Source organism: Microcystis sp. M109S1 (assembly GCF_020247025.1).
Lineage (GTDB): Bacteria > Cyanobacteriota > Cyanobacteriia > Cyanobacteriales > Microcystaceae > Microcystis.
This window is the reverse complement of sequence record NZ_JADBRW010000054.1, coordinates 1-21,114: the sequence shown is the minus strand read 5'-3', so window position 1 is coordinate 21,114 and position 21,114 is coordinate 1. Positions and strand designations below refer to the sequence as shown.

Here is a 21,114-nt window from a genome sequence, read left to right as displayed (position 1 = left end):
GGCACTTTTCATGATCGAGATGTAAACGCTGCGGTAAATATCAAGGTCGCCGGAGGACATTCGGAGACTTTAAACGGACGTGGAGGAAAGCGTAAGACTTCTGTTAAAGAAGCAGCATCCCGTGAAGCGTCAACCCCATTGACGCGACCATTCTAAAAAAGTGGCGTGGTGAGGAATCGCCGTCCGTTTTACGGCGGCGAGGATGTCAAAGACAATTTACGCTATTTTGGGCAACTTGTGTTGAGTCTGGTTTCTTGTCGCTTCCTCAGGCGGTTGAGCTTGCCTCTCTAGTTTCTAGCTGATTTATCCCCCAATGTCCAAGAGAGCCTAATCTCTGGCTTTTTTGGCTAATTGATCAATTATCTTCACCTGATCAATCGTATAATCAAAAAAACTATAACGGCTCGATTATGTCATGAAAATTGTTTCTATTAAAATAACCAACTATCGTATGTTTAAAAATATACACATAAGAGATATTCCCCCTTTTTGCGTGATTATTGGAGCTAATGGGACAGGAAAATCTACCCTATTTGATATTTTTGGTTTTCTGCGAGATGCCCTTAAAAACAACATTCGCCAAGCTTTACAAATTCGGGGCGGTTATAAAGAAGTTATTACCAGAGGTCAAGAAAAAGAAGATATTGAAATCGAGCTGCAATTTCGGATGAAAATCTCAGATACAGAACGTCTGGTTACTTATATACTCAGAATTGGACAAGAGGAAAATCGCCCCATGATCAAACGCGAAATACTTCGCTATAAACGGGGTGAACACGGTGCACCTTTTCATTTTTTAGATTTTCAACGCGGTCAAGGATATGCTATCACCAATGAAGAAGATTTTAGTAAACCAGATAAAGAACTCGATCGAGAAGAACAAAAGCTAGAATCTAACGATATACTAGCGCTCAAAGGATTAGGACAATTTCAACGTTTTAAAGCCGCTACTGCCTTTCGTTCTCTGATTGAAAATTGGCACATTTCCGACTTTCACATTAGCGAAGCTAGAGGAAGTAAAGAAATATCTTACGCTGAACACTTATCCCCCACGGGTGATAATATGGCAACAGTTGCCCAATATATTTATCAACAATATCCCGAAATTTTTCAGCAAATTCTCGAAAGAATGAAACAACGAGTTCCGGGTATTTCCTCTGTGGAAGCCAAAGAAACCGAAGACGGTCGCTTGATTTTACGTTTTCAAGATCAAGCATTTAAAGACCCTTTTATTGATCGCTATGTTTCTGACGGGACTATGAAAATGTTCGCTTATTTAATATTACTATTCGATCCGAATCCTCATCCCCTACTCTGTGTCGAAGAACCAGAAAACCAACTTTATCCTACTTTATTAAAAGAACTAGCCGAAGAATTCGCTCACTATAGCTATCGGGGGGGTCAGGTATTTGTTTCTAGCCACTCCCCCGATTTTCTCAATGCGGTTCCACTAGCTAGTATTTTCTGGCTAATTAAATCCCAAGGTATCACCCAAATCCATAGGGCTACCGATAGCGAAATCCTCAAAAACTTAGTAGCAGAAGGCGATTTACCCGGCTATCTTTGGAATCAAGGCTGGTTTAAAGGAGTAGCGCCATAATGAACTATAATATCGTATTTTTGCTAGAAGAGTCATCTATAGAAAATGTGTTAAACGAACTTTTATCTAAAATTATTCCCCCAGAAATTAGCTATATATGTATTAGTCATCAAGGTAAACAAGACCTAGCCAAATCTATTCCTAAAAAACTCAAAGCTTTCAAGAAATCTAGTCCCAATACCAAATTTATTATTGTTCACGATCAGGATTCCCACGATTGTCAAAAACTCAAAAAAGAACTAGGGTAAATTTGTCAAAATGCCAGTGATGCTCAAGTATTAATTCGGATTATTTGTCATGAATTAGAATCTTGGTTTCTGGGAGATTTAGCAGCGGTGGCCAAGGCGTATAATTTAAATAGTCTCGGTCAAAAACAAAATAAAAGTAAATACAGAGAACCAGACCAGCTTAACTCGGCCAAACAAGAATTAAAAAAGCTAGTGAAAGAGTATTATGCAGGAACCTACTCTAAACAGATTGCCCCCCATCTTTCCCTAACTGAAAATAAATCCCGTAGTTTTCAAACTTTTATCCAAGGTATCAAAAATGTTGTGGAAATGATACAACGTCCCAATCCGAACTAGAATAGACCTCGACCTAATATAATTAAAAGCCTGTAAGCTCCTAACTAGGGTTTGCTGAATAATGGTAAAACCCTTTTAAAATAAGGCTTTTGACCTGTTAAAATCCGATGTTCATGCTGCGAAAATCGGATTGGGACCATCAAAAACCTGGCATTATCCTTATTATAGTACATAAGTTAGTATAAAAAAGAGAGGGCAACAAAGCCTGAAACTCCCGACTCCTGACGACCGACTCCTGACGACCGACTCCTAACCCCACCAACAAACTTTTTGCCGCAAACCCTAACTAGAGTTGGCTGAAAAAATCTAAAAATCTTGTTGGATAATATCTTTAGGCTTTTTTAAAATCAAAAAGTGTCGGCCCTGGGAGTGAGCGGGGGGAAGATTTAGGCATTTTTGCGCCCAAAAATATTCCCCCCGGCAGAACCGAGGGGAAAGTGGGGAAAAACCGCTAATCTAGCAGTTTAAGGCTAAGTCTTGGGATTCTTTTTTCAAGAGATTAACGAGGTTTTCGTCACCATTCTCTTGAGCGATTTGTAAACGACGTTCCAGACGAAGACGAATATTGTTCAGATGGACGTTGGAAAGGGTTTCCTCTTGGACGACAATAGGGGGTTTGACAACCGGTAACGGACAAGTGTTGGGGATGACTTGTCCGGCAAGATGAGGACGGGTGCTGTAGGCAACTCCACGATACTGACGATGCAGTTTCGGCTCTAATTGGAGCATATGGCGAGGATAATGGTGATTCCAGTGTTGACCTCGGTATTTACCCCCGATATCTCCAGTATTCATCTCCAAGGGGAGAGAATCCCCTTCGTACTTAACTCCTCGATAGGCTAACGTCATATCACCGACTCCCTGCAATGCTTTAAAGTGACTTTAATCCCCCTTGTCGCCCCTATATAGGGACAACAAGTTAGAAGATTTTATTTATTATTCTGTATCTATTTTTAGATTTTGCTAGGTAAATTGAAAAAACTTTATAAAAATTTAATATTTTCTAGCTGGCTATAGTATCCTTTTCTGGCTGGGTTTGGTCGCCCACCAAAGGAGCCTCTAGGGGTTTGAGGATTAATTTTGGTTGCTCGTCCTCATCGATGAGATGAATTTGAATTTGCGGGCCAGAGGTGGCTAAACGAACCACCATACCATCGACGACGGCGGTTTTCTCGAGCGGTTTGCCATTGAGAAACGTCCCATTTGCCCCTAAATTTTCCAATTCCCAATTATCGCGATCATTATGGCGGATTTCTAAGTGCCGCCTCGAAACCACAGCACTATAGAGAACTACATGATTATCCAGCGCCCTGCCGATGAGAATGGTTGATTGATCATTGTCAAATTGCCAATGTTGTAGGGGCGTGGCTTGACTGGGGTGTAAAAGAGTTAAAGTGATCACGGTGACTATTTGCAGCACGATAGGGGCGGTGGACAGGGTAAATCTTATTTGCTGTCAAGATTCATCCTTGCCATTAAGTCTTAAGTCCTAGTAATGAAAATCTCTAGTTACTTGACTAAGCCTTTTCTTTCTATTGTCTCACACTTTCCTGTTCCCTCTGAACCGACCTCCCCCAGAAAATCTAGCCACTTCGCCCTAGTATTAATAAAACTGATGGGGTATGATTTCCACATTTTGAGCAATTTTTACCCTCTTCAGGGATAAGATAGTGCTTGTGTCACCTAAACATTGATCTATGAGCGGCTTGATTATAAAAATAATCTTGATATCGGCTTTCATTTCCCTGGGAATTAAATATCTTGCCCCTTTATTATCGATCGCTCCCAGTCCTCTTAACACTTTAATTCTGGTTTTTACTCCTTTTCTGCTCACGGTTTTTGCCCTCTGGAGACGGACAATAACTGATTAGGAATTTTTCTCCTTACTCATCATGACTTTTGGCAGCAGCCTCGGTTTAGTTCTGTTGGTCTTTTGTCTGTTGATTCTCTGGCAGATTCGACAGATTCTCTTATTATTATTGATGGCGATTCTTCTGGCTCAGATTTTAAATTTGGCTGTGACTTGGTGGCATCGTCATCACCTCAAGCGTTCCTACGCCCTAATTATCACTCTTTTTGGCTTCTTTATTGGTATTATCGGTATGTTTGTGGGGATTATACCCGCTTTAGTCCAACAATTTCGCCAATTATTTAGTTTATTACCCCAAGCTATAGAAAGACTCTGGGGACAAGTCCATAGTCTTGAGGATTATCTCGATCCTAGTCTGGCCAGTGTCTTACCGGACTTTAAAACACTGCTCGCTCAATTACAACCCCTGATTAACCAAATTGCTGGCCGGGGTTTAAGCATTTTTTACGGTACTTTCGGCATTATCCTCAGCTTACTGCTAATTGTTGCCCTGGGCTTGATGATTCTCGCCGATCCTGCCGCTTACCACCGTTGTTTTCTGCGTTTATTTCCTGCTTTCTACCGTTCTAGGGTACGATCGATCCTAGAACAGTGCGATCGAGATTTAAAAGCTTGGCTGAAAGGGATTTTCTGTCATATGTTGATTATGACCTTGGGCAGTTGCCTGGGTCTATCCCTGATCGGCATTCCCCTCGCTTTTTCCCAATCTATTCTCGCGGGATTTCTCACCTTTATCCCCAACCTCGGGCCAGTTTTAAGCACGATTTTACCCTTTTCTATCGCCCTTCTGGAAGCTCCCTGGCAACCCTGGGCGGTTTTACTACTCTACAGCAGTATTTATCTGTTAATTCAATATTTCGACCGTCATTCACCGCTGCCCCTTTTAACAGTGCGGTCGCTCAAGCTCTTACCCGCTTTTACCCTGTTGGCCCAGTTGTTTTTCGCCTCGATTTTTGGCTTTTTAGGGCTATTTCTGGCGGTTCCCCTGACGCTTATCGGTCGTATTTGGCTAAAGGAAGCTTTGATCGAGGATATTCTCAATCATTGGCAGACCGGGGATAAAAACTTTTAAACTGGGGATCTAGGATTCGAACCTAGGAAATGGCGGGACCAAAACCCGCTGCCTTACCGCTTGGCTAATCCCCATTGGACAGACCTTTTTAATACTAGCATTTATCTCCCCGGTTTTGTCAAGAAGTTTATAAAAATTTTTTACTTAGGGCTTGCTGAATAAATCTAAAAACTTTGTTGGATAAGGCTTTTAGACTTTTTTTCCCTCAAAAAGTGCCGAACCTGGGAGTGATCGGGGGTAAAATTCCGGGACTTTTTCCCTGAAAATTAGGTAACTGACTACCTCAAAATCGGTAAAACCCTACACCCTACACCCCACACCCCACACCCTGCCCCCACGAAAAACTTTTTGCCGCAGACCCTAAATACGTCTTAGCTTAGAGGGATTAAGGAGAAAAATCTATGGATAATAGCGCACAAAACTGGTACATTGTCCAGGAAAATACCGGAATTTGTCAGATTATAGCCCTAGAAAACGGAAAAACCCCAGTCAATGGTCAATACTGGGGTCCTTTTGCCGAGCGGGGAGAAGCGATCGCCCGTCGGGTGGGTTTAATTCGAGCGGGCAAATGTCAACCTATTGTTTAGCGGTATTGGTGGGCGTTTTTTTGCCTTCAGTGATTTCTTTTTCCAAGATTTCAAAAGCCTTCTTGAATTGAGGATCCTGGAAGGTTCCCACCCGCTCCCGTTCCTGTTGAAGATTTTTGCGATCTTCCTCGCTCAGTTCCGACTCCACATCCGGATGAATACCATCTTTATTGATGTCGCGTCCTTTGGGGGTGAGATACTTGGCAATCGTCACCGCTAATCCCGAACCGTCACTGAGACTGCGTACCGATTGCACTAATCCCTTACCAAAGGTTTTCGTACCGACAATAGCCGCCCGATCATGATCCTGTAAAGCCCCGGAGAGAATTTCACTAGCACTGGCGGAACCCCCATCGACGAGGACAACCAGCGGTTTATTAGTCAAAGCTTGATTGTTGGCCCGTTGACGTTCCGTCACCCCTTTGCGATCGACCGTAGAGACGATTAAACCATCAGGTATCCACATCCGAGCGATTTCGATGCTGGCGTAGAGTAAACCGCCGGGGTTAGAACGCAGATCGAGAATATAACCTTTCACATCTTCGGTTTCCAATTCGCGAATCGCTTGACTCATATCGCCACTAGCTTGGGCGCTAAATTGATTAAGACGGATATAACCGATTTTACCGATCGGGGTGTTTTCCGTGTGGGCGCGCACCGGGTGAATTTCAATTTTGGCCCGGGTAAGAGTCAATTCTTTCTTCTCCTCACCCCGTTGAATCGTGATCTTAACGCTTGTCCCCACTTTGCCGCGGATCATGCTCACCGCTTGCTCCAGTTCCATGCCTTCGGTAGATTTACCATCGATAGAAATAATCACATCTTTAGGCAGCACACCAGCTTTAGAAGCGGGAGTATCTTCAATGGGTGAAACCACGACTAACTGCTTGGTTTTCTCATCTTTGGTCAGTTGAATCCCTACCCCGGTCAATTCTCCTGATGTATCGATCTTCATATTGTTAAACTCTTTGGGATCCATAAAACGGGTATAGGGATCATTGAGAGTTTTCAACATCTCGCGGATAGCGGTGTATGCTTCCTCTTGATTTTTGTAGGAACGATTTAAATACTGATTGCGGATGGCGTTCCAGTCCGATTGATTAAAAGTGCCATCTAAATAAGTGCGGTTGATGATCTGCCAAACCTCATCAACGGTTTCCTTGGGACTTTCCTGAAAAAAAGCTTGACTTTGAGAGAGACGGAATCCCGCCCCCGTGACGGCGACGGTAGACAGGACCACTGCTGTAGCACCGAGAACAAGTCCGCGTTTGTTGATAACCATAGGTAATTTTCAGATAAATTAGGCTGTTCTTGCCAGAACGCTCTTTCTGGCTGACCGTCGAAATATCTTGGCAAAAAGGAGCGTTTAGGTTTCCTGGAGACAGACAAAAGAACGCCTGTAGACTACTACTGTTATAACATTGATTATCTACTTCTTTGTCAAACTGGTTATTTGAGTAGCGATCGAGTTGCCAGCAGCCCACCTCGCGACCTAAGATAACAGCAAAACTGTCCCGGATTTTCCCTATGAGTGATCAAATCCTTTCTTCCCTCTCCCTGGAACAAAAACGACAAAACCTGCGCCACCAAAGGCGATCGAAGGTGTGGCAAGCCTTGGGTCGCTTTCTGGTGGTTAGTGGTTTAGCGACGGGATTAGCTTGGGGGATGACTTCGCCCTATTGGACAATTACCAAGGCCGGACAGGTGGAAATCGAAGGCACGGAATTAATGTCGCCCGAGTCGATTCGTGCTTGGCTAAAATTAAGCTATCCTCTGTCTCTCTGGGAATTACCTACCCATCAATTGCGAGAAAAATTAGCGGCTATTCCCGCTATTGCCGACGTTAAGATCGAGCGGCAATTATTACCCCCGAAAGTGATTGTTTCTATTCAAGAAAGAAAACCCGTTGCCCGTTGGCGTTCCCATCAACAGCAAGGCTTTTTAGATGCCTCGGGAACGATAATTCCTAAAAACTATTATGGTCGAACTCTGCCCAAAACCCAATTACCTAGCTTAGAAGTGCTTGGTTACGACCGACAATATCAACAACAGTGGCAAAAAATTTATCCCTTAGTTGATAACTTATCGATTAAAGTTACCGCCATCGATTGGCGCAATCCTAGTAATCTTGTACTAAAAACTGAACTGGGACAGGTCTATTTAGGTTTTTATAAAGATAGATTGCCCGAAAAATTAACCGCTCTCGTACAATCGCGGCAATTGTCATCCAAGATACCTCTAGCGCGAATTCTCTACATTGACCTGAGCAATCCCGATGCTCCCACTGTACAATTAAAACCGCAGCCAGCCCCTATCGTTGCCAAAGTAACGGCAACTGGTAGGGATTAACTGGAATTGATCAGCAAATAACCGCAATTATTCCCTTTATGTATTGCCAAAAACCCCAAATTATGATTTTCTGAACCAGAAACTGATAATGTAGATACTGGAACAGACATAATATTAGTGATAGTGTTAACATTGCATCTCTAATTCATCAAATCAATAACAGAATCTTGTACTAAGAGTGTTCCAATTCCAATGACATCGATTAATGAAATCGTTCCCACCTATCCCAATCTGAACAGTAACGATTATGCCAGTTCAGCTATGAGCGAAGATAATCATTACTCTCAGAATAATGCTGGAGTATTATTTACTCGCCCCCATGAATCACAGATGACACCCCGAGAAGAAAGTCGTAGTAATCGCATCGTGCCAAGCAATGTCGCCAAGATCAAGGTGATCGGGGTCGGCGGTGGGGGCTGTAACGCCGTTAACCGCATGATCGCCAGTGGCGTGACCGGAATCGAATTTTGGGCAATTAACACCGATGCCCAGGCCCTGGCCCATTCCTCCGCCCCCCAGAGGTTACAAATCGGGACAAAATTAACCCGCGGCCTAGGGGCGGGCGGCAATCCAGCGATCGGACAGAAAGCGGCGGAAGAATCTCGGGATGAAATCGCCCAAGCATTGGAAGGAACCGATCTAGTCTTTATTACCGCCGGCATGGGCGGCGGCACGGGAACGGGGGCCGCTCCAATTGTGGCCGAAATTGCCAAGGAAATCGGCTGTTTGACCGTGGGAGTTGTGACTCGTCCCTTTACCTTCGAGGGTCGTCGTCGCACTAATCAGGCCGATGAAGGAGTGGGTGGTTTACAAAGTCGGGTCGATACCCTGATTATTATCCCCAATAACCAGTTATTACAGGTAATACCCGCCGACACTCCCCTACAGGAGGCTTTTCGCGTCGCTGATGATGTGCTGCGACAAGGGGTACAGGGGATTTCGGATATTATCACTATCCCCGGTCTGGTGAATGTGGATTTCGCCGATGTGCGGGCAGTGATGGCCGATGCGGGTTCGGCCCTAATGGGCATCGGCATCGGTTCCGGAAAATCTCGGGCTAAGGAAGGAGCGATCGCTGCTATTTCCTCGCCGTTACTGGAATCCTCGATCGAAGGGGCGAAAGGTGTAGTCTTTAATATCACTGGTGGTCAAGATCTAACCCTACACGAAGTCAATGCCGCCGCCGAAATTATCTATGAAGTGGTGGATCCCAACGCTAATATCATCTTTGGGGCAGTCATTGACGAGAAAATGCAGGGAGAAGTCAGAATTACCGTCATTGCCACCGGTTTTTCCGGCGATTCCCCCTCTCGTCCCACCAGTAGCAAGGTGGTGATCAATGCCCCCGCACCCAGTCCAGCACCCACTCCCGAACCACCAAAACCCCCGGGATTAGATATCCCCGAATTCTTGCAACGTCGTCGTCCTTTTGATCGCTAACCTCCTATGACTGCCATTGCCCTTACCATCGCCGGTTCCGATAGTGGTGGCGGCGCGGGAATTCAAGCGGATTTGAAAACCTTCGCCTTCCACCGAGTTCACGGCACCAGCGCCCTTACCTGCGTTACCGCCCAAAATACCCTGGGGGTCGAGCGCGTCGAGTCCTTAAGTCCAGAAATGGTGACGGCCCAAATCGATGCCGTGGTCAGGGATATCGGTGTGTCAGCGGTCAAGACAGGAATGCTGTTTAGCAGCGAGATTATTGAAGCAGTGACCGAGGCGATCGAGCGCTGGCGTTTGACCAGTTTAGTGGTGGATCCGGTTATGGTTTCGCGGGTGGGAGCCAAATTAATTGATGATCGGGCTGTAGATAGTCTTTTTGATAGTTTAATTCCTCTGGCTTCGATTATTACCCCTAATCGTTACGAAGCACAGCTTTTAAGTGGCATTGAGATCAATAATTTTGAGGCGATGAAAGCGGCCGCCGAAATTATTTTCCAGAAGTCGGCCACACCCGTATTAGTGAAAGGTGGCGGCATGAAAGGCCGGCTGCGTGGGGTTGATATCTACTTTGATGGGGAAGAATGGGAAACTTTTAAGACCAGAAGCGTCGAAACCAATAATACTCACGGGACTGGTTGTACCCTATCGGCAGCGATCGCCGCTAACCTCGCTTTGGGTGATGACCTGAAAATAGCGGTGAAAAAAGCCAAGGATTACGTTACTAACGCCCTCGATCATTCCCTCGCTATCGGTCGCGGAACCGGTCCAGTGGGGCATTTTTACCCCTTAAAAGCCCTAAATTAGTCAATTCAAGACCACTACGCCGCGTATTTCCCCCCCAGTACCCCAGAGTTGCACTGGTCGCCCCTCGGTTCCCCTCTCGGTCTATCGAGAATTAGTCAAAGAATTGCAGGCCACTCAGATTTTACAATTTTCTCTCAGCACCTCTGAACGTCTTACAACCTTGATGAATTTGTCTAATTTCTTCTTTCATTTCTTAGGCTATTCCCAAGCGGGGTAATCCTTTTTCATGTACCCCCATTAACTTTCTTAATTCATTAAGCTCTCCATGGATAATATCCATTACATGAAAACGGTCATAGACGATTTTAGCTTTGGGAAATAATTCCTTTGTTTGATAATTTACCACTGTTACATTTGGTAAATCGAGGATTTGCTCAAAATTTATCCACATAACCCACCTCCTGTTCTGTATTACCATTATACCATCCTCATACAGAACCTAGAAGAGCCTAATTTTTAGTATATATAAGGATTGTACTTTAGCAATTTAAAGAGGTTACTTGTTGCTTTAGTAAGGATTTTAAGTCTTCTACTGACTCAGCAATATTAAGATTGGGGACTCCACTCATTGCCTTTTTACTGCATAAATTGTCCGGTTACTGAGTATAACATACTTTTTAAAAAATGGTATTACCCCTTAAATATTTCTACTTATGACCTAAGAGAGATGCTCCCGTATTTTCTTAAATGTATGGTAGGAGTGTCTGGGAGCAAGTCACTTTTGCGAGTGCATAAATCTGACACTCGTGGGACAAGTCACTGAGCACCTAAGACAAGATTGTTGACTTCAAACAAAGGGAAAAAAGATGTTAAAAATTACTGCGGATCTATATTCTGGACGAGCGAATCCGGAGTGGATTATCAGCGATGAACAGGAAATTCGCGCTACCCTGCGGGAAATCGCTAATAATGCTAGTGTCATCGCTAAATCGGCACCAGCCAACGCTGGTCTAGGATTACGGGGATTTTTAGTAGAACCCCTCAACGATGAGGTGGGCCGCAATTACAATCTGCCAGAGAGTATTTATTTAGCGGCTGGACAGTATGCTATCAGTTCTAAAGCTAATGCTATTGCGGAAAGACTGGTCGGTTTAATCAATAGTGCCGAAATAACCACCAGAATGACCCCTGAAGAAGAAGCTCTATCTTTAGATGCAGATCTACAGGGGTTTTTGCAGGAACAATTATATGTAGGTGAGCGCTTGACGCTCCTCGATACGGAAGGATTAGAATTATCCCCCGAAGCTGTCGAAATCCCCCTCGAAACCCCCAAGGCCGCCTGCCAATACGAATTGGGAGCTTATAATCCCAATTTCTGGAACAACAACGCAACTAAGCTAAACGGCTTTTACTTCGGATCACCGATATAGACTCCAAAAGGGTTATAGCTATTGGATCATGCAGGTTAAGCGCCGTTTAGCTTATCCTGCGGAACAATAACTGCTACAATTACGCCAGTAACAAACGCACCGATACCTTTGCCCAACCCGGACGCGGTTGTGGTAATATCTACCGCTCGCTCACCTGTGCGGAAGTGACCCGAGCTTCCCTGTGTGATGGCTTACACGTGCGTTATAATTGTTTCCCCGCCTCCGAAGCCCCTCGCTATCTGGTCGCCCTAGTTATAGCTCCAGGACGAGATTTCCACTGGTATCGACTGAATAAAGAGGGTTTCTGGAGTCATAAACCTGGTTCCACGCCGGTCAGAAATGTTGATAATAGTAACCGGGTGATTACAAATCCCGAAACCTGTAATCGCGGAATTTATACGCAATTTTGTGGCTATTTCTATACTTGTAAGAGCCAAAAAATTCGTTAAACGTTTCAACTCAGGTCAGTTAGATGGCTAAGGTAGAACCCGAGGGAAGGAGGGGAAAGGTGGCAGCAATTATGGCGATCGCCATCTCCCTCTTTTGCCTGCTCGGCCTAATAGTTTACACTCAGACAGTGGAGGCCATTGTGCAAGTAGAACTCGATATATTTAGTGGTCGTCCCAATCCCCATTGGACTCTTAACGAGCGCGATAGTCAGGAACTACTCCAACGACTGCAGCGTTTGTCCCCTACCAACGCCGGTGAACCTAGTGGCAATTTGGGTTATCGAGGGGTGATCCTCAGTAATCCCGAAGGTGCGATCGCTGGATTCGAGTGGATCGTTTGTTCGGATGGATTAGTGGTCGGATACAAGGGAGACTCATCCCAGAAGTTTATCGATGCCAATCGTAACTTGGAACGTTGGTTAGTACAAACTGGTAAGACAACTTTGGGGCCGGATATACTGCGCTCGCTGCCTCAAGAGTTCGGTGGTGATTTCTAGGCATATTTTTAGCTTTTCAAGAGTTGGTTGCCAGTATTTGATAAAAACTAGGACTTGTGCGCTACATTCTGGTAAATTCCCCCGCTATCTCTAACCCCGTGTGCAACTATAAAACTTCTTTCTTTCTACCCTAACTGTCCTTTGCCCGATTTGCTATAGTTTAATGCTTGAAATATCGATCATCGTCAAAAAAATCGGGTATCAAAGCTAATTCATACCCGAAAACTTTTCATCTCGATCGCTATCTTAGGCTTTCTGTTCCTGTTTAGATTTATGTAGGGGATCCATATAAATCTCTAAGCGCTTAAATACCACAGAGGAAAGGGTAGTTAAAACCAAATAAACTACAGCAACAGCGATATAAATCTCGAAAGCTTTATAGGTAGTGGCTACCATTAATTGACCTTGCCGGAATAATTCTTCAAAACCGATTACTGCCGCTAAACTGGTATCTTTAATTAGGGTGATAAATTCATTCCCCAACGGTGGCAACATCCGGCGAAACGCTTGGGGAAAAATCACCTCGCGCATGGTTTGCATCGGGGACATTCCTAAACTAGAACAAGCTTCCCATTGACCATTATCGATCGATTGAATACCGCCGCGCATAATTTCAGCTAAATAGGCCGCCACATTTAAACTTAGGGCAAATAAGGCCGCCGGTAAACGATCTAAGTCGATATTTAAGCCAATTTCTCGGAACAACCCGGGCAAACCAAAATAGATCAAGAATAATTGCACCAGCATGGGTGTTCCCCGAAAGAAATCCACATAGATGCGGCAAATTATTTTTAACCATTTGTAGGGAGAAATCAGGGCAATAGCCACTAAAGTTCCGCCGATTAACCCGAACAGAAAAGACAGAACCGTTAACAAAATTGTCCAAGGAACCCCTTTAAAAATCAGGTTATAGAATAATTCTCCCCAGTTAAAACTCGATTCCTGTAAATTCTTTAAAGCTGGGGCAACTAAAGGTAATTCTGGCGGTTTTTCTCCAAACCATTGCCGAAAAATAGCATCGTACTGACCACTTTCTATGACTCGACCGAGAGCATCATTAATTAATTGGAGATAGGGGGAATTTTTGGGTAAAGCAATGCCATAGAATTCTTCCGTTAATAATTCTCCGACCACTTTTACTCCCCGTAAACCCGCTTGTTTAATTGCATACAAAGTCACGGGTTTATCGTTAACTACCGCCTCGACTCGACCATTAATTAATTCCTGCAAAGCTAAAGCCGCCGAGTCAAATTGACTAACTGTTGCTCCCGGTATTTTTGTCGCTTCTAAGGCTCCCGTAGTGCCAATTTGAACGGCAATTCTTTTGCCTTTTAAGTCTTCAAAATTTTTAATCGTCCGATTATCTTCCCGAACAGCGATCGCTAAACCAGCCCTAAAATAAGGTCGAGAAAAAGAAATCGCTTGGGCGCGTTCGGAGGTGATGGTCATGCCACTAATAGCGGCTTCCACTGTTCTCGCTTGTAGAGCCGGAATAATGCCATCAAAGGGTAAATTTCTAAAGTCAATGTTGAGATCGGCTTCCTTGCCAATCGCCCGCATTAAATCGATATCAAACCCGGTTAATTGTCCCCCTTGTTGAAATTCAAAGGGCGGAAAAGTCGCTTCTGTGGCGACTCGAAAAGGATTAGGAGGAGTCTGAGAAAAAGCGGGAATAACACTTAATCCGATCGCCAAGACTAATCCTAACAAGGCAAAGATCCCTCTCTGCACCGCCCGCCCTCGCCAAAATTTAATCATTTTTTAAGTTTTACTCCTTGATTTTTTTGCTCAATTAAGCTAGAAACTCTGACCTACTTCTCACTTAAGGCAGATGTAGAGAGACTATTTGAGTATTATGATTATTACCTTTGATAAAATGTCGTCAAGGATACAATCTGGCAGAAACTAATCTCGATACCTTTATACAGAATGTAAAATTTTTTACGAGAGGATATCATGACCACTACTACCCCTGTGATTGTCAGTGAAGGTTTACGCAAAAGTTACGGCCCTTTAGAGGTACTTAAAGGAGTTACAGGCACTCTTTATCAAGGGGATGTGGTATCGGTAATCGGTCCCTCTGGCTGCGGCAAAAGTACCTTTTTACGCTGTCTCAATCGTTTGGAAACAATTAACGGCGGCCGCTTGGAGGTGATGGGAATTGACATCTCTTCCCCGAAGTTAAATCAATCGGTCCTCCGCAAGTTACGCAGCCGGGTAAGCATGGTGTTTCAACACTTTAATCTTTTTCCCCATCTCACCGTTTTACAAAACTTGATGTTGGCCCCCAAGCAAGTGTTACACCACTCGGAAAACGAGGCTAAAGATACGGCAATTCATTATCTGGAAAAGGTGGGATTGGCCCCAAAAGCCGATGTTTATCCTGACCAGTTATCGGGAGGACAAAAACAACGGGTGGCGATCGCTCGCAGTCTCTGCATGAAACCAGAGGTGATTTTATTTGATGAACCCACTTCGGCCCTGGATCCGGAATTGGTTGGGGAAGTGTTAAACGTTATGCGTCAATTGGCCGATGAGGGTATGACTATGGTGGTCGTCACCCACGAAATGCAGTTCGCTAAGGAAGTCTCTAACAAGGTTTTGTTCTTCAATCAAGGTGTCATCGAAGAAGCAGCTGATCCCGACACCTTCTTTAATCATCCCCACAGCGAGCGCCTACAAGCTTTTTTAAGTCGCATCAATAGTAATTAGGGTTTACTGAATTCAGGAGTCAGTATTCAGGAGTCAGGTTTTAGGTGTTGGGGGTTGGGGTTTTGGGGTTTTGGGGTTTTAGTTCAATTTCCCCACACCCCACACCCCACACCCTACCCCCACCGAAAAACTTTTTCAGCAGACCCTAATTAGGGTTTGCTGAATTCAGGAGACAGACTTGTATCAGTTATCAGTGATCAGATGTGAGTTTTCAGTTCACTGATTACTGTTTACTGTTCACTGTTCACTGAAAATACTCCCCACTTCCTCATCCCACTTTCCCACCAATTGTAAAGAAATGTTACAATTATGCTGTCATAACAGCTTACCATCTTGACAGGAGGGAAAGACAGTGGTTATAGTAAGGACACATACCCGGGTAAACCAATTTAGTGATATGCAAGACAAGCAAAAAGTCACACTGTACCTTCCCCCTGGAGTCCATCGTCAACTAAAAATAAGAGCCGCGATCGATGAAGAATCGATGTCAGGGCTGGTGGAGAAAGCGATCGCTTTCTACCTAAAATACCCCGACAAGGTAGAAGAAATCGAAGCCACCGCCTATGGCAAAACCTATCAGGTTCATGTCTGTCCCGAGTGTGATGCCGCCTTAGTAATAAAAGAAGATCGGCTAAGGTCAATCAAACGCCAGCCCGGAATAGTCGGCGACGAGTTCCCGCTCGAAGTTCCCGAACCCGTTGGTGCTCAAGGAACCGCAGAGGGAGAAGCAGCCTTAGTTCCCTGCTAAACTCTCGGTAGCCGCCCAAGGTCTAAACCGTTACCACAAATAGGGTCGATGTTATGAAAGAAGAGCTAGAAATTCTCGTCAAGGCTCAGTATCCCCTGATTTACCTCGTCACCTCCGAGGAGGAAAGGGCGGAAGAAGCCATCAGCAAAATAGCCCAACTAAATACACAACATCGACGGGTGTTTGTCTGGACTGTCACCCACGGCATGATCGAACAGGGTCAACCGCGCCAAACCAATCAACATAATACCGTGTCGCCAGAAGCGGCGATCGAATGGGTGGTGCGTCAACGGGAAGCGGGCATCTACATCTTCAAAGACCTGCATCCGTTCATCACTTCCGCTCCGGTCACTCGCTGGTTAAGAGATGCGATCGCCAGCTTTAAAGGAACTGAAAAAATCATTATTTTAATGTCTCCCCTGCAAGAAGTCCCCATAGAACTAGAGAAAGACGTAGTAGTTCTAGATTTTCCCCTGCCGGACATGGGAGAGTTAGATACGGTTCTCTCGCAACACCTAACCAGAAATCAAAATCGTCGTACCACCACAGAGGTCCGGGAAAAACTCCTGAAAGCTGCCTTAGGCTTAACCAAAGATGAAGCCGAAAAAGTTTACCGCAAAGCCCATGTAAAAGCGAGCAAATTGACGGAAGACGAGGTAGAAATCGTCCTTTCCGAGAAAAAACAACTGATTCGCCGCAACGGAATTTTAGAATACGTTGAAGAAGACGAGACCATCAACGCCGTCGGGGGTCTGGAAGAATTAAAAAAATGGTTAAAACAGCGCTCAAACGCCTTTACAGAAAGAGCCAGAGGTTACGGACTCCCCCAACCGAAAGGGATGCTAATTTTAGGAGTACCAGGCTGTGGTAAGTCCTTAATCGCTAAAACCACCTCGCGCCTCTGGGGTTTACCGCTCCTGCGCTTAGATATGGGACGGGTTTATGATGGTTCCATGGTGGGACGGTCTGAGGCTAACCTGCGTAATGCCTTAAAAACTGCCGAATCCATCTCTCCGGCCATTCTTTTCATCGATGAATTAGATAAAGCTTTTGCCGGTGGCACAGGATCCGCCGATTCCGATGGGGGAACCTCTAGCCGCATCTTCGGCTCCTTCCTGACCTGGATGCAGGAAAAAACCTCGCCCGTCTTTGTTATGGCCACAGCTAACCGGATTGAACGGCTACCGGGGGAATTCCTCCGCAAAGGGCGCTTCGATGAAATCTTCTTTGTGGATTTGCCCAATTCCGAAGAAAGACAAGATATCTTTAATATTCACCTGACTAAACGACGCTCCGACATTTCTCGCTTCGATTTGGAGCAGTTAGCCAAGGTATCCGATGGGTTTTCTGGTGCGGAAATAGAACAGGCGCTGATTGCCGCCATGTATGAGGCCTTCGCCCAAGATCGCGAATTTACGCAATTGGACATTATTGCGGCGATTAAGGCGACTCTGCCCCTATCTCGCACCATGACCGAACAGGTGACTGCCCTGCGTGATTGGGCCAGACAACGCGCCCGACCTGCTTCGGCCTCCGTCGCTGAGTACCAGCGATTGGAGTTCTAACAGACTTTCGCCCGCTCCCAACGGGATGAAAGGCTAGTTCTCAGGGACTAGCAATGCCTCGAAAAGCCGCTTGGCGGCACTCTTTAACTCTCAATCTGTTGTTGTTGATTCTTATCTACAAAGAGGAAATTCCAATGTCTCATTTTAGCACTCTCCGGACCAAAATCACCGATGCCGAAATCCTCAAAGCTTCTCTCCGCGACCTCGGCATTAGCGTGAAAACCGAAGCCGATGTTCGTGGTTACAACGGTCAACGGGTTCGCTCTGACATCGTTGCTGTTCTCGATGGCGAATATGATCTCGGTTGGTCTCGCAATACCGACGGCAGTTTCGATTTAATCGCTGACCTCTGGGGTGTAGCCAAAAAACACAATCAAACCGAATTGATCAACTCGATCAACCAAAAATACGCTGTGAACAAAACCCTATCCGAAGTGAAACAGCGCGGTCTGCAAAACGCTAACGTTAAGCTAGTCGTTCAAAGCTAATATTTACAGCGCGTTCCCAAGCCTAGGGGTTGACCAGTTCGGTTAACCCTTTTTTCTGTCTGTGGGGTATGTTAAGAATGGTAAAATTAACTTGACAAAAATGCTCCGACCCCAAGAAAGAACTAAACTCGATCCGACTCAAGACAGCGATTTTTATGCTTTTCCCCGCTTTGTCACCCACGTGGATCAGGGTTTTATCGATCAATTAACCGCTCTCTACCGAGAGATATTATCGCCGAATACGCGCCTTTTAGACCTGATGAGTAGCTGGGTGTCCCATTTACCGGAGGAGATGGAATTTGAGCATATCGAAGGTCACGGGATGAATGGGGAGGAGTTAGCCAAAAATCCCCGCTTGCATAGTTATTTTATCCAAGACCTCAATGCACAGCCAAAATTGCCCCTAGAGGATAGTTCTTTTGACGCGGTGTTAATCACGGTGTCGGTGCAGTATTTGCAGTATCCAGAGGCGATTTTTGCGGAACTGTATCGCATTTTAAGGCCCCATGGTCTGGTGGTGGTCAGTTTTTCCAATCGAATGTTTTATCAAAAAGCGATCGCTGCTTGGCGCGATAATAGTGATTTAGGCCGGGTGGCGTTAGTGAAATCCTATTTTCAATCGGTGGCGGGATTTAGGGAAGTACAGGCGATCGTTCGTCCTGCTACTACCCCCAGTTTCCTGCAAATGTTAGGAATTATGGTTGCTGATCCCTTCTATGCAGTGATAGGAAAACGCAGTTAAAATTCAGTACAAGATTACTGCCGTATTAACCCCCACTAATCTCCACTAATTTTTCACCAGACCTCAACAGATCTAACGCATCAAGTAAAGTCAAGCTGAGAATTTCACGCAACCGAGCATTCGATGTATTTCCACAAGTTAACCAATTGATTTGTGGGGGTGCTTGCCAACGTTCAACTAAATCTACGAAATCGCTATCCTTGGTCAAGCAATTAAAACAGGGTGATTGAGTTTACATGAAGCGTAGGTAAGCGATGCTTTTAAGTCATCCATTTCTAGATCTGGTAGTTCTTCCAAAATTTGTTCAGCACTCAGCCCTGCTGCAAATAGATCTAAAACATCAGACACGCGAATTCTCATGCCACGAATACAGGGGCGACCACCACACTGTTTGGGATTTACTGTGATTCGTTCAAGTAATTTTGACATTTGATCTAACCTCCACAATTAAGTGTTTATCGAAAAGATTCCAGCCACAATTCCCAAAATAATTAGGGTTTGCGGCAAAAAGTTTTTCGGTGGGGGCAGGGTGTGGGGTGTGGGGTGTGGGGTGTGGGGTTTTACCGGTTTTGAGGTAGTCAGTTACCTAATTTTCAGGGAAAAAGTACCTGAATTTTCCCCCCGATCACTCCCATATCCAGTACTTTTTGATTGACAAAAGGTCTAAAAGTCTTACCCAACAAGGTTTTTAGATTTATTCAGCCAGCCCTAATTCTTACCTAGAATCTTGTCATACTCGGAGTGGGAGCCAACCCAGAACCAAACTATTTTTTCTTCGTCTGACTTCTTAATTCCTAATGCTCGCCATCCAATGCCGACTCTGACTGACCAGATTTTTTCTCTTGGTTTCACCTCTTTGAACTCTAGGCTGGGGTGAAATGGATTTTCTTTCCAAATCTCGTAATTTTTCTTGGCTGTTTCTTGTACCCTTTGCGGCAAACTTAGAAAAAGTTGACGAAACCTCTTGGTTCTGGCTGACTTCATTCTTCCCCAAAGCCTTTATCTTCTGTTCTCCCCTCTTGTTCTTCTATCAGAGCTTCCTGTGCCATTGTTATTAAAGCTCCCAATTCCAGATCCTCGTTGGAAAGGCTTTTCTGCCATTTTAATTCACTTTCAATATCTTGCAGCAATTGTTGAGCAAGTTCATCTTGAAGATGCTCTGGCAGTTTCTGGATTTCTGTGAATGCTTTTTGCAATAGAGTAGTCATGTTTTGTTCATGTTTTACGGGTATTGAGCTATTTTACTACTTTTTCTACTTTTGCCATCTAACGGTTTAACTCACCCGCCGTCAGTAGCTTTGGATGATATGATTAGTCTAGCATAGGGTCGGGTGTCGTGATTTGTTAGACACTTCTTACTTTTTGAAGCTGTACATTGCCTCCTTCAAAGACTTGAACGAGCAGTTGATAACCCTCCATCAACGACATACCAATAAGGGGTTCTGAATCTGCTTCATCGATTGGAATTGTTAGAAAAACTCCATCCCAGACTATCGATGCTTAGTAAATATTAAAAACGCATTCGCTACCATCACCAAGAATAGCACGTCCTCGTCTTTTCCATTTCAGATTTAGCTGATTGATCAGGTTTGGTGGTAGTGAAAGCCAACCATTAAAACCTGTATCGATTTTCAAGATCAATCGCCACAACTTTGCCGTCATTCCCTGCTTCAACTTGAGATTTTATCTGGTTTTCATTATCTAAATTGCTGGTTAAGACTAGAGAGGAAGTTTGAGCATTTGTAGTAATATTTCTAATATGCAGTTTAGATGCAGTACAGCTGAGAACCTAGCCACGAGACAATTGGGATAGGAGAACCAATTTTACCCTAAAAAAAATAGTTGTGCTAGAATGGCGAAAAATTCTCGCAATTGATGATTATGTTAGCAGAATTAGCCGCCGCCGAAATCGCTAAAATCGCCTTTGAAGCTGTTATCGGTAAATTAACGGAAGGAGCAATGGATAAAGGTGTAGAATTGTGGCAAAAAATTAAGCAAAAGTTACAAAAGGAACCCACCGCAGCCAAGGTTTTAGCGGCAGCCGAACAAACTAAATCCGAGGCGATGATTGAACAGCAAGTGGTTCCTTCCTTTTTGGCTCTTCTAGGTTCTGTGTGAGCATGGTATAATAGTAACACAGAACAGGAGGTGGGTTATGTGGATAAATTTTGAGCAACTCCTCGATTTACCAAATGTAACAGTGGTCAATTATCAAAAAATTGAGCAGACAATTT

General features: G+C 44.6%; 22 protein-coding genes, 1 tRNA gene and 4 pseudogenes. 16 read left to right on the top strand and 11 right to left on the bottom strand.

All coding sequences use genetic code 11. From position 1 onward, the window contains the following. The first annotated feature begins 415 nt into the window (after positions 1–415). Positions 416–1,600, top strand: coding sequence for an AAA family ATPase (locus IM322_RS02515; protein ID WP_287674244.1), 1,185 nt, complete (start codon positions 416–418; stop codon positions 1,598–1,600). Further along, positions 1,600–2,184 (top strand): annotated as a pseudogene (locus IM322_RS23140) (DUF4276 family protein). Before IM322_RS02515 ends, IM322_RS23140 begins: the two are co-directional and overlap by 1 nt. Positions 2,185–2,640: 456 nt before the next feature. On the opposite strand, the gene IM322_RS02500 reads toward IM322_RS23140, so the two are convergent. Next, entirely contained in the window at positions 2,641–3,033 is a 393-nt protein-coding gene (locus IM322_RS02500) for a DUF4278 domain-containing protein (RefSeq protein WP_287674241.1), read from the bottom strand. 154 nt (positions 3,034–3,187) lie between these two features. Continuing rightward, positions 3,188–3,586 carry an FHA domain-containing protein gene (locus IM322_RS02495; protein WP_287674245.1) on the bottom strand — a complete coding sequence of 133 codons (399 nt, stop codon included), beginning with the start codon at positions 3,584–3,586 and terminating at the stop codon, positions 3,188–3,190. A gap of 295 nt (positions 3,587–3,881) precedes the next feature. Here IM322_RS02495 and IM322_RS02490 point away from each other — a divergent pair, with 295 nt between their 5' ends. Beyond that, a complete protein-coding gene (locus tag IM322_RS02490; protein WP_261779606.1) occupies positions 3,882–4,055 on the top strand; it encodes a hypothetical protein in 174 nt (57 codons plus the stop codon). A 21-nt stretch (positions 4,056–4,076) separates the two neighbouring features. Continuing rightward, complete coding sequence (locus IM322_RS02485; RefSeq protein ID WP_287674239.1) at positions 4,077–5,126, top strand: AI-2E family transporter; 1,050 nt, start codon at positions 4,077–4,079, stop codon at positions 5,124–5,126. A 1-nt stretch (position 5,127) separates the two neighbouring features. Here the strand turns inward: IM322_RS02485 and IM322_RS02480 are convergent. Then, positions 5,128–5,200 (bottom strand) — tRNA-Gln (locus IM322_RS02480). 327 nt (positions 5,201–5,527) lie between these two features. On the opposite strand from IM322_RS02480, the gene IM322_RS02475 reads away from it, so the two are divergent. Next, the gene (locus tag IM322_RS02475; RefSeq protein WP_002736073.1) at positions 5,528–5,713 is read left to right on the top strand and encodes a hypothetical protein; all 186 of its coding nucleotides are present in this window, start codon (positions 5,528–5,530) and stop codon (positions 5,711–5,713) included. On the opposite strand, the gene ctpC is transcribed toward IM322_RS02475, so the two are convergent. Further along, a complete protein-coding gene (gene ctpC, locus IM322_RS02470; RefSeq protein WP_287674238.1) occupies positions 5,703–6,995 on the bottom strand; it encodes a carboxyl-terminal processing protease CtpC in 1,293 nt (430 codons plus the stop codon). The genes IM322_RS02475 and ctpC overlap by 11 nt on opposite strands. 245 nt (positions 6,996–7,240) lie before the next feature. Between ctpC and IM322_RS02465 the strand changes: the two genes are divergently transcribed. The 3 genes from IM322_RS02465 to thiD all read left to right on the top strand — a co-directional run bounded on the left by IM322_RS02465 (position 7,241) and on the right by thiD (position 10,309). Beyond that, positions 7,241–8,062, top strand: coding sequence for a cell division protein FtsQ/DivIB (locus IM322_RS02465; RefSeq protein WP_286826508.1), 822 nt, complete (start codon positions 7,241–7,243; stop codon positions 8,060–8,062). 192 nt (positions 8,063–8,254) lie between these two features. Further along, entirely contained in the window at positions 8,255–9,502 is a 1,248-nt protein-coding gene (ftsZ, locus tag IM322_RS02460) for a cell division protein FtsZ (RefSeq protein WP_287674237.1), read from the top strand. A gap of 6 nt (positions 9,503–9,508) precedes the next feature. Further along, a complete protein-coding gene (gene thiD, locus IM322_RS02455; protein ID WP_287674236.1) occupies positions 9,509–10,309 on the top strand; it encodes a bifunctional hydroxymethylpyrimidine kinase/phosphomethylpyrimidine kinase in 801 nt (266 codons plus the stop codon). 211 nt (positions 10,310–10,520) lie between these two features. On the opposite strand, the pseudogene IM322_RS23640 reads toward thiD, so the two are convergent. Both IM322_RS23640 and IM322_RS02445 read right to left on the bottom strand, forming a co-directional pair. Then, a pseudogene (locus IM322_RS23640) lies at positions 10,521–10,637 on the bottom strand (transposase); the annotation flags it as partial. Between the two features lie 120 nt (positions 10,638–10,757). After that, positions 10,758–10,878, bottom strand: a pseudogene (locus IM322_RS02445) (IS630-like element ISMae27 family transposase); the annotation flags it as partial. Between the two features lie 237 nt (positions 10,879–11,115). Between IM322_RS02445 and IM322_RS02440 the strand changes: the two are divergent. Continuing rightward, positions 11,116–11,679 carry a hypothetical protein gene (locus IM322_RS02440; protein ID WP_287674235.1) on the top strand — a complete coding sequence of 188 codons (564 nt, stop codon included), beginning with the start codon at positions 11,116–11,118 and terminating at the stop codon, positions 11,677–11,679. Between the two features lie 472 nt (positions 11,680–12,151). Next, entirely contained in the window at positions 12,152–12,625 is a 474-nt protein-coding gene (locus tag IM322_RS02435) for a hypothetical protein (protein ID WP_287674234.1), read from the top strand. A 246-nt stretch (positions 12,626–12,871) separates the two neighbouring features. On the opposite strand, the gene IM322_RS02430 is transcribed toward IM322_RS02435, so the two are convergent. Further along, complete coding sequence (locus IM322_RS02430) at positions 12,872–14,383, bottom strand: ABC transporter permease subunit (protein WP_287674233.1); 1,512 nt, start codon at positions 14,381–14,383, stop codon at positions 12,872–12,874. A 198-nt stretch (positions 14,384–14,581) separates the two neighbouring features. On the opposite strand from IM322_RS02430, the gene IM322_RS02425 reads away from it, so the two are divergent. From IM322_RS02425 to IM322_RS02405, 5 genes are all read left to right on the top strand, one after another. Further along, positions 14,582–15,337, top strand: coding sequence for an amino acid ABC transporter ATP-binding protein (locus IM322_RS02425; protein WP_286824666.1), 756 nt, complete (start codon positions 14,582–14,584; stop codon positions 15,335–15,337). A gap of 397 nt (positions 15,338–15,734) precedes the next feature. After that, the gene (locus tag IM322_RS02420; RefSeq protein WP_287674232.1) at positions 15,735–16,085 is read left to right on the top strand and encodes a slr0373 family blue light stress response protein; all 351 of its coding nucleotides are present in this window, start codon (positions 15,735–15,737) and stop codon (positions 16,083–16,085) included. 53 nt (positions 16,086–16,138) lie between these two features. Further along, positions 16,139–17,650: a stress-responsive protein Ycf46 gene (ycf46, locus tag IM322_RS02415; RefSeq protein WP_287674231.1), complete on the top strand. Its 1,512-nt coding sequence runs from the start codon at positions 16,139–16,141 to the stop codon at positions 17,648–17,650. A gap of 134 nt (positions 17,651–17,784) precedes the next feature. After that, entirely contained in the window at positions 17,785–18,138 is a 354-nt protein-coding gene (locus tag IM322_RS02410) for a DUF1257 domain-containing protein (protein WP_002731874.1), read from the top strand. A 100-nt stretch (positions 18,139–18,238) separates the two neighbouring features. Next, complete coding sequence (locus tag IM322_RS02405; protein WP_286825408.1) at positions 18,239–18,880, top strand: class I SAM-dependent methyltransferase; 642 nt, start codon at positions 18,239–18,241, stop codon at positions 18,878–18,880. Positions 18,881–18,905: 25 nt separating this feature from the next. Here the strand turns inward: IM322_RS02405 and IM322_RS23135 are convergent, their stop codons facing one another. From IM322_RS23135 to IM322_RS02390, 4 genes are all read right to left on the bottom strand, one after another. Then, positions 18,906–19,088 carry a DUF5615 family PIN-like protein gene (locus IM322_RS23135; protein WP_323801819.1) on the bottom strand — a complete coding sequence of 61 codons (183 nt, stop codon included), beginning with the start codon at positions 19,086–19,088 and terminating at the stop codon, positions 18,906–18,908. Continuing rightward, complete coding sequence (locus IM322_RS02400) at positions 19,085–19,309, bottom strand: DUF433 domain-containing protein (RefSeq protein ID WP_286825406.1); 225 nt, start codon at positions 19,307–19,309, stop codon at positions 19,085–19,087. The genes IM322_RS23135 and IM322_RS02400 overlap by 4 nt, the downstream gene beginning before the upstream one ends. 279 nt (positions 19,310–19,588) lie before the next feature. Further along, on the bottom strand, positions 19,589–19,864 hold the full coding sequence (locus IM322_RS02395; RefSeq protein ID WP_046660479.1) for a ParE family toxin-like protein: 276 nt from the start codon (positions 19,862–19,864) through the stop codon (positions 19,589–19,591). Further along, entirely contained in the window at positions 19,861–20,088 is a 228-nt protein-coding gene (locus tag IM322_RS02390) for a hypothetical protein (protein ID WP_287079744.1), read from the bottom strand. Before IM322_RS02390 ends, IM322_RS02395 begins: the two co-directional genes overlap by 4 nt. 673 nt (positions 20,089–20,761) lie before the next feature. On the opposite strand from IM322_RS02390, the pseudogene IM322_RS02385 reads away from it, so the two are divergent. Continuing rightward, positions 20,762–20,968: pseudogene (locus IM322_RS02385) on the top strand (hypothetical protein); the annotation flags it as partial. Positions 20,969–21,114: the final 146 nt, after the last annotated feature.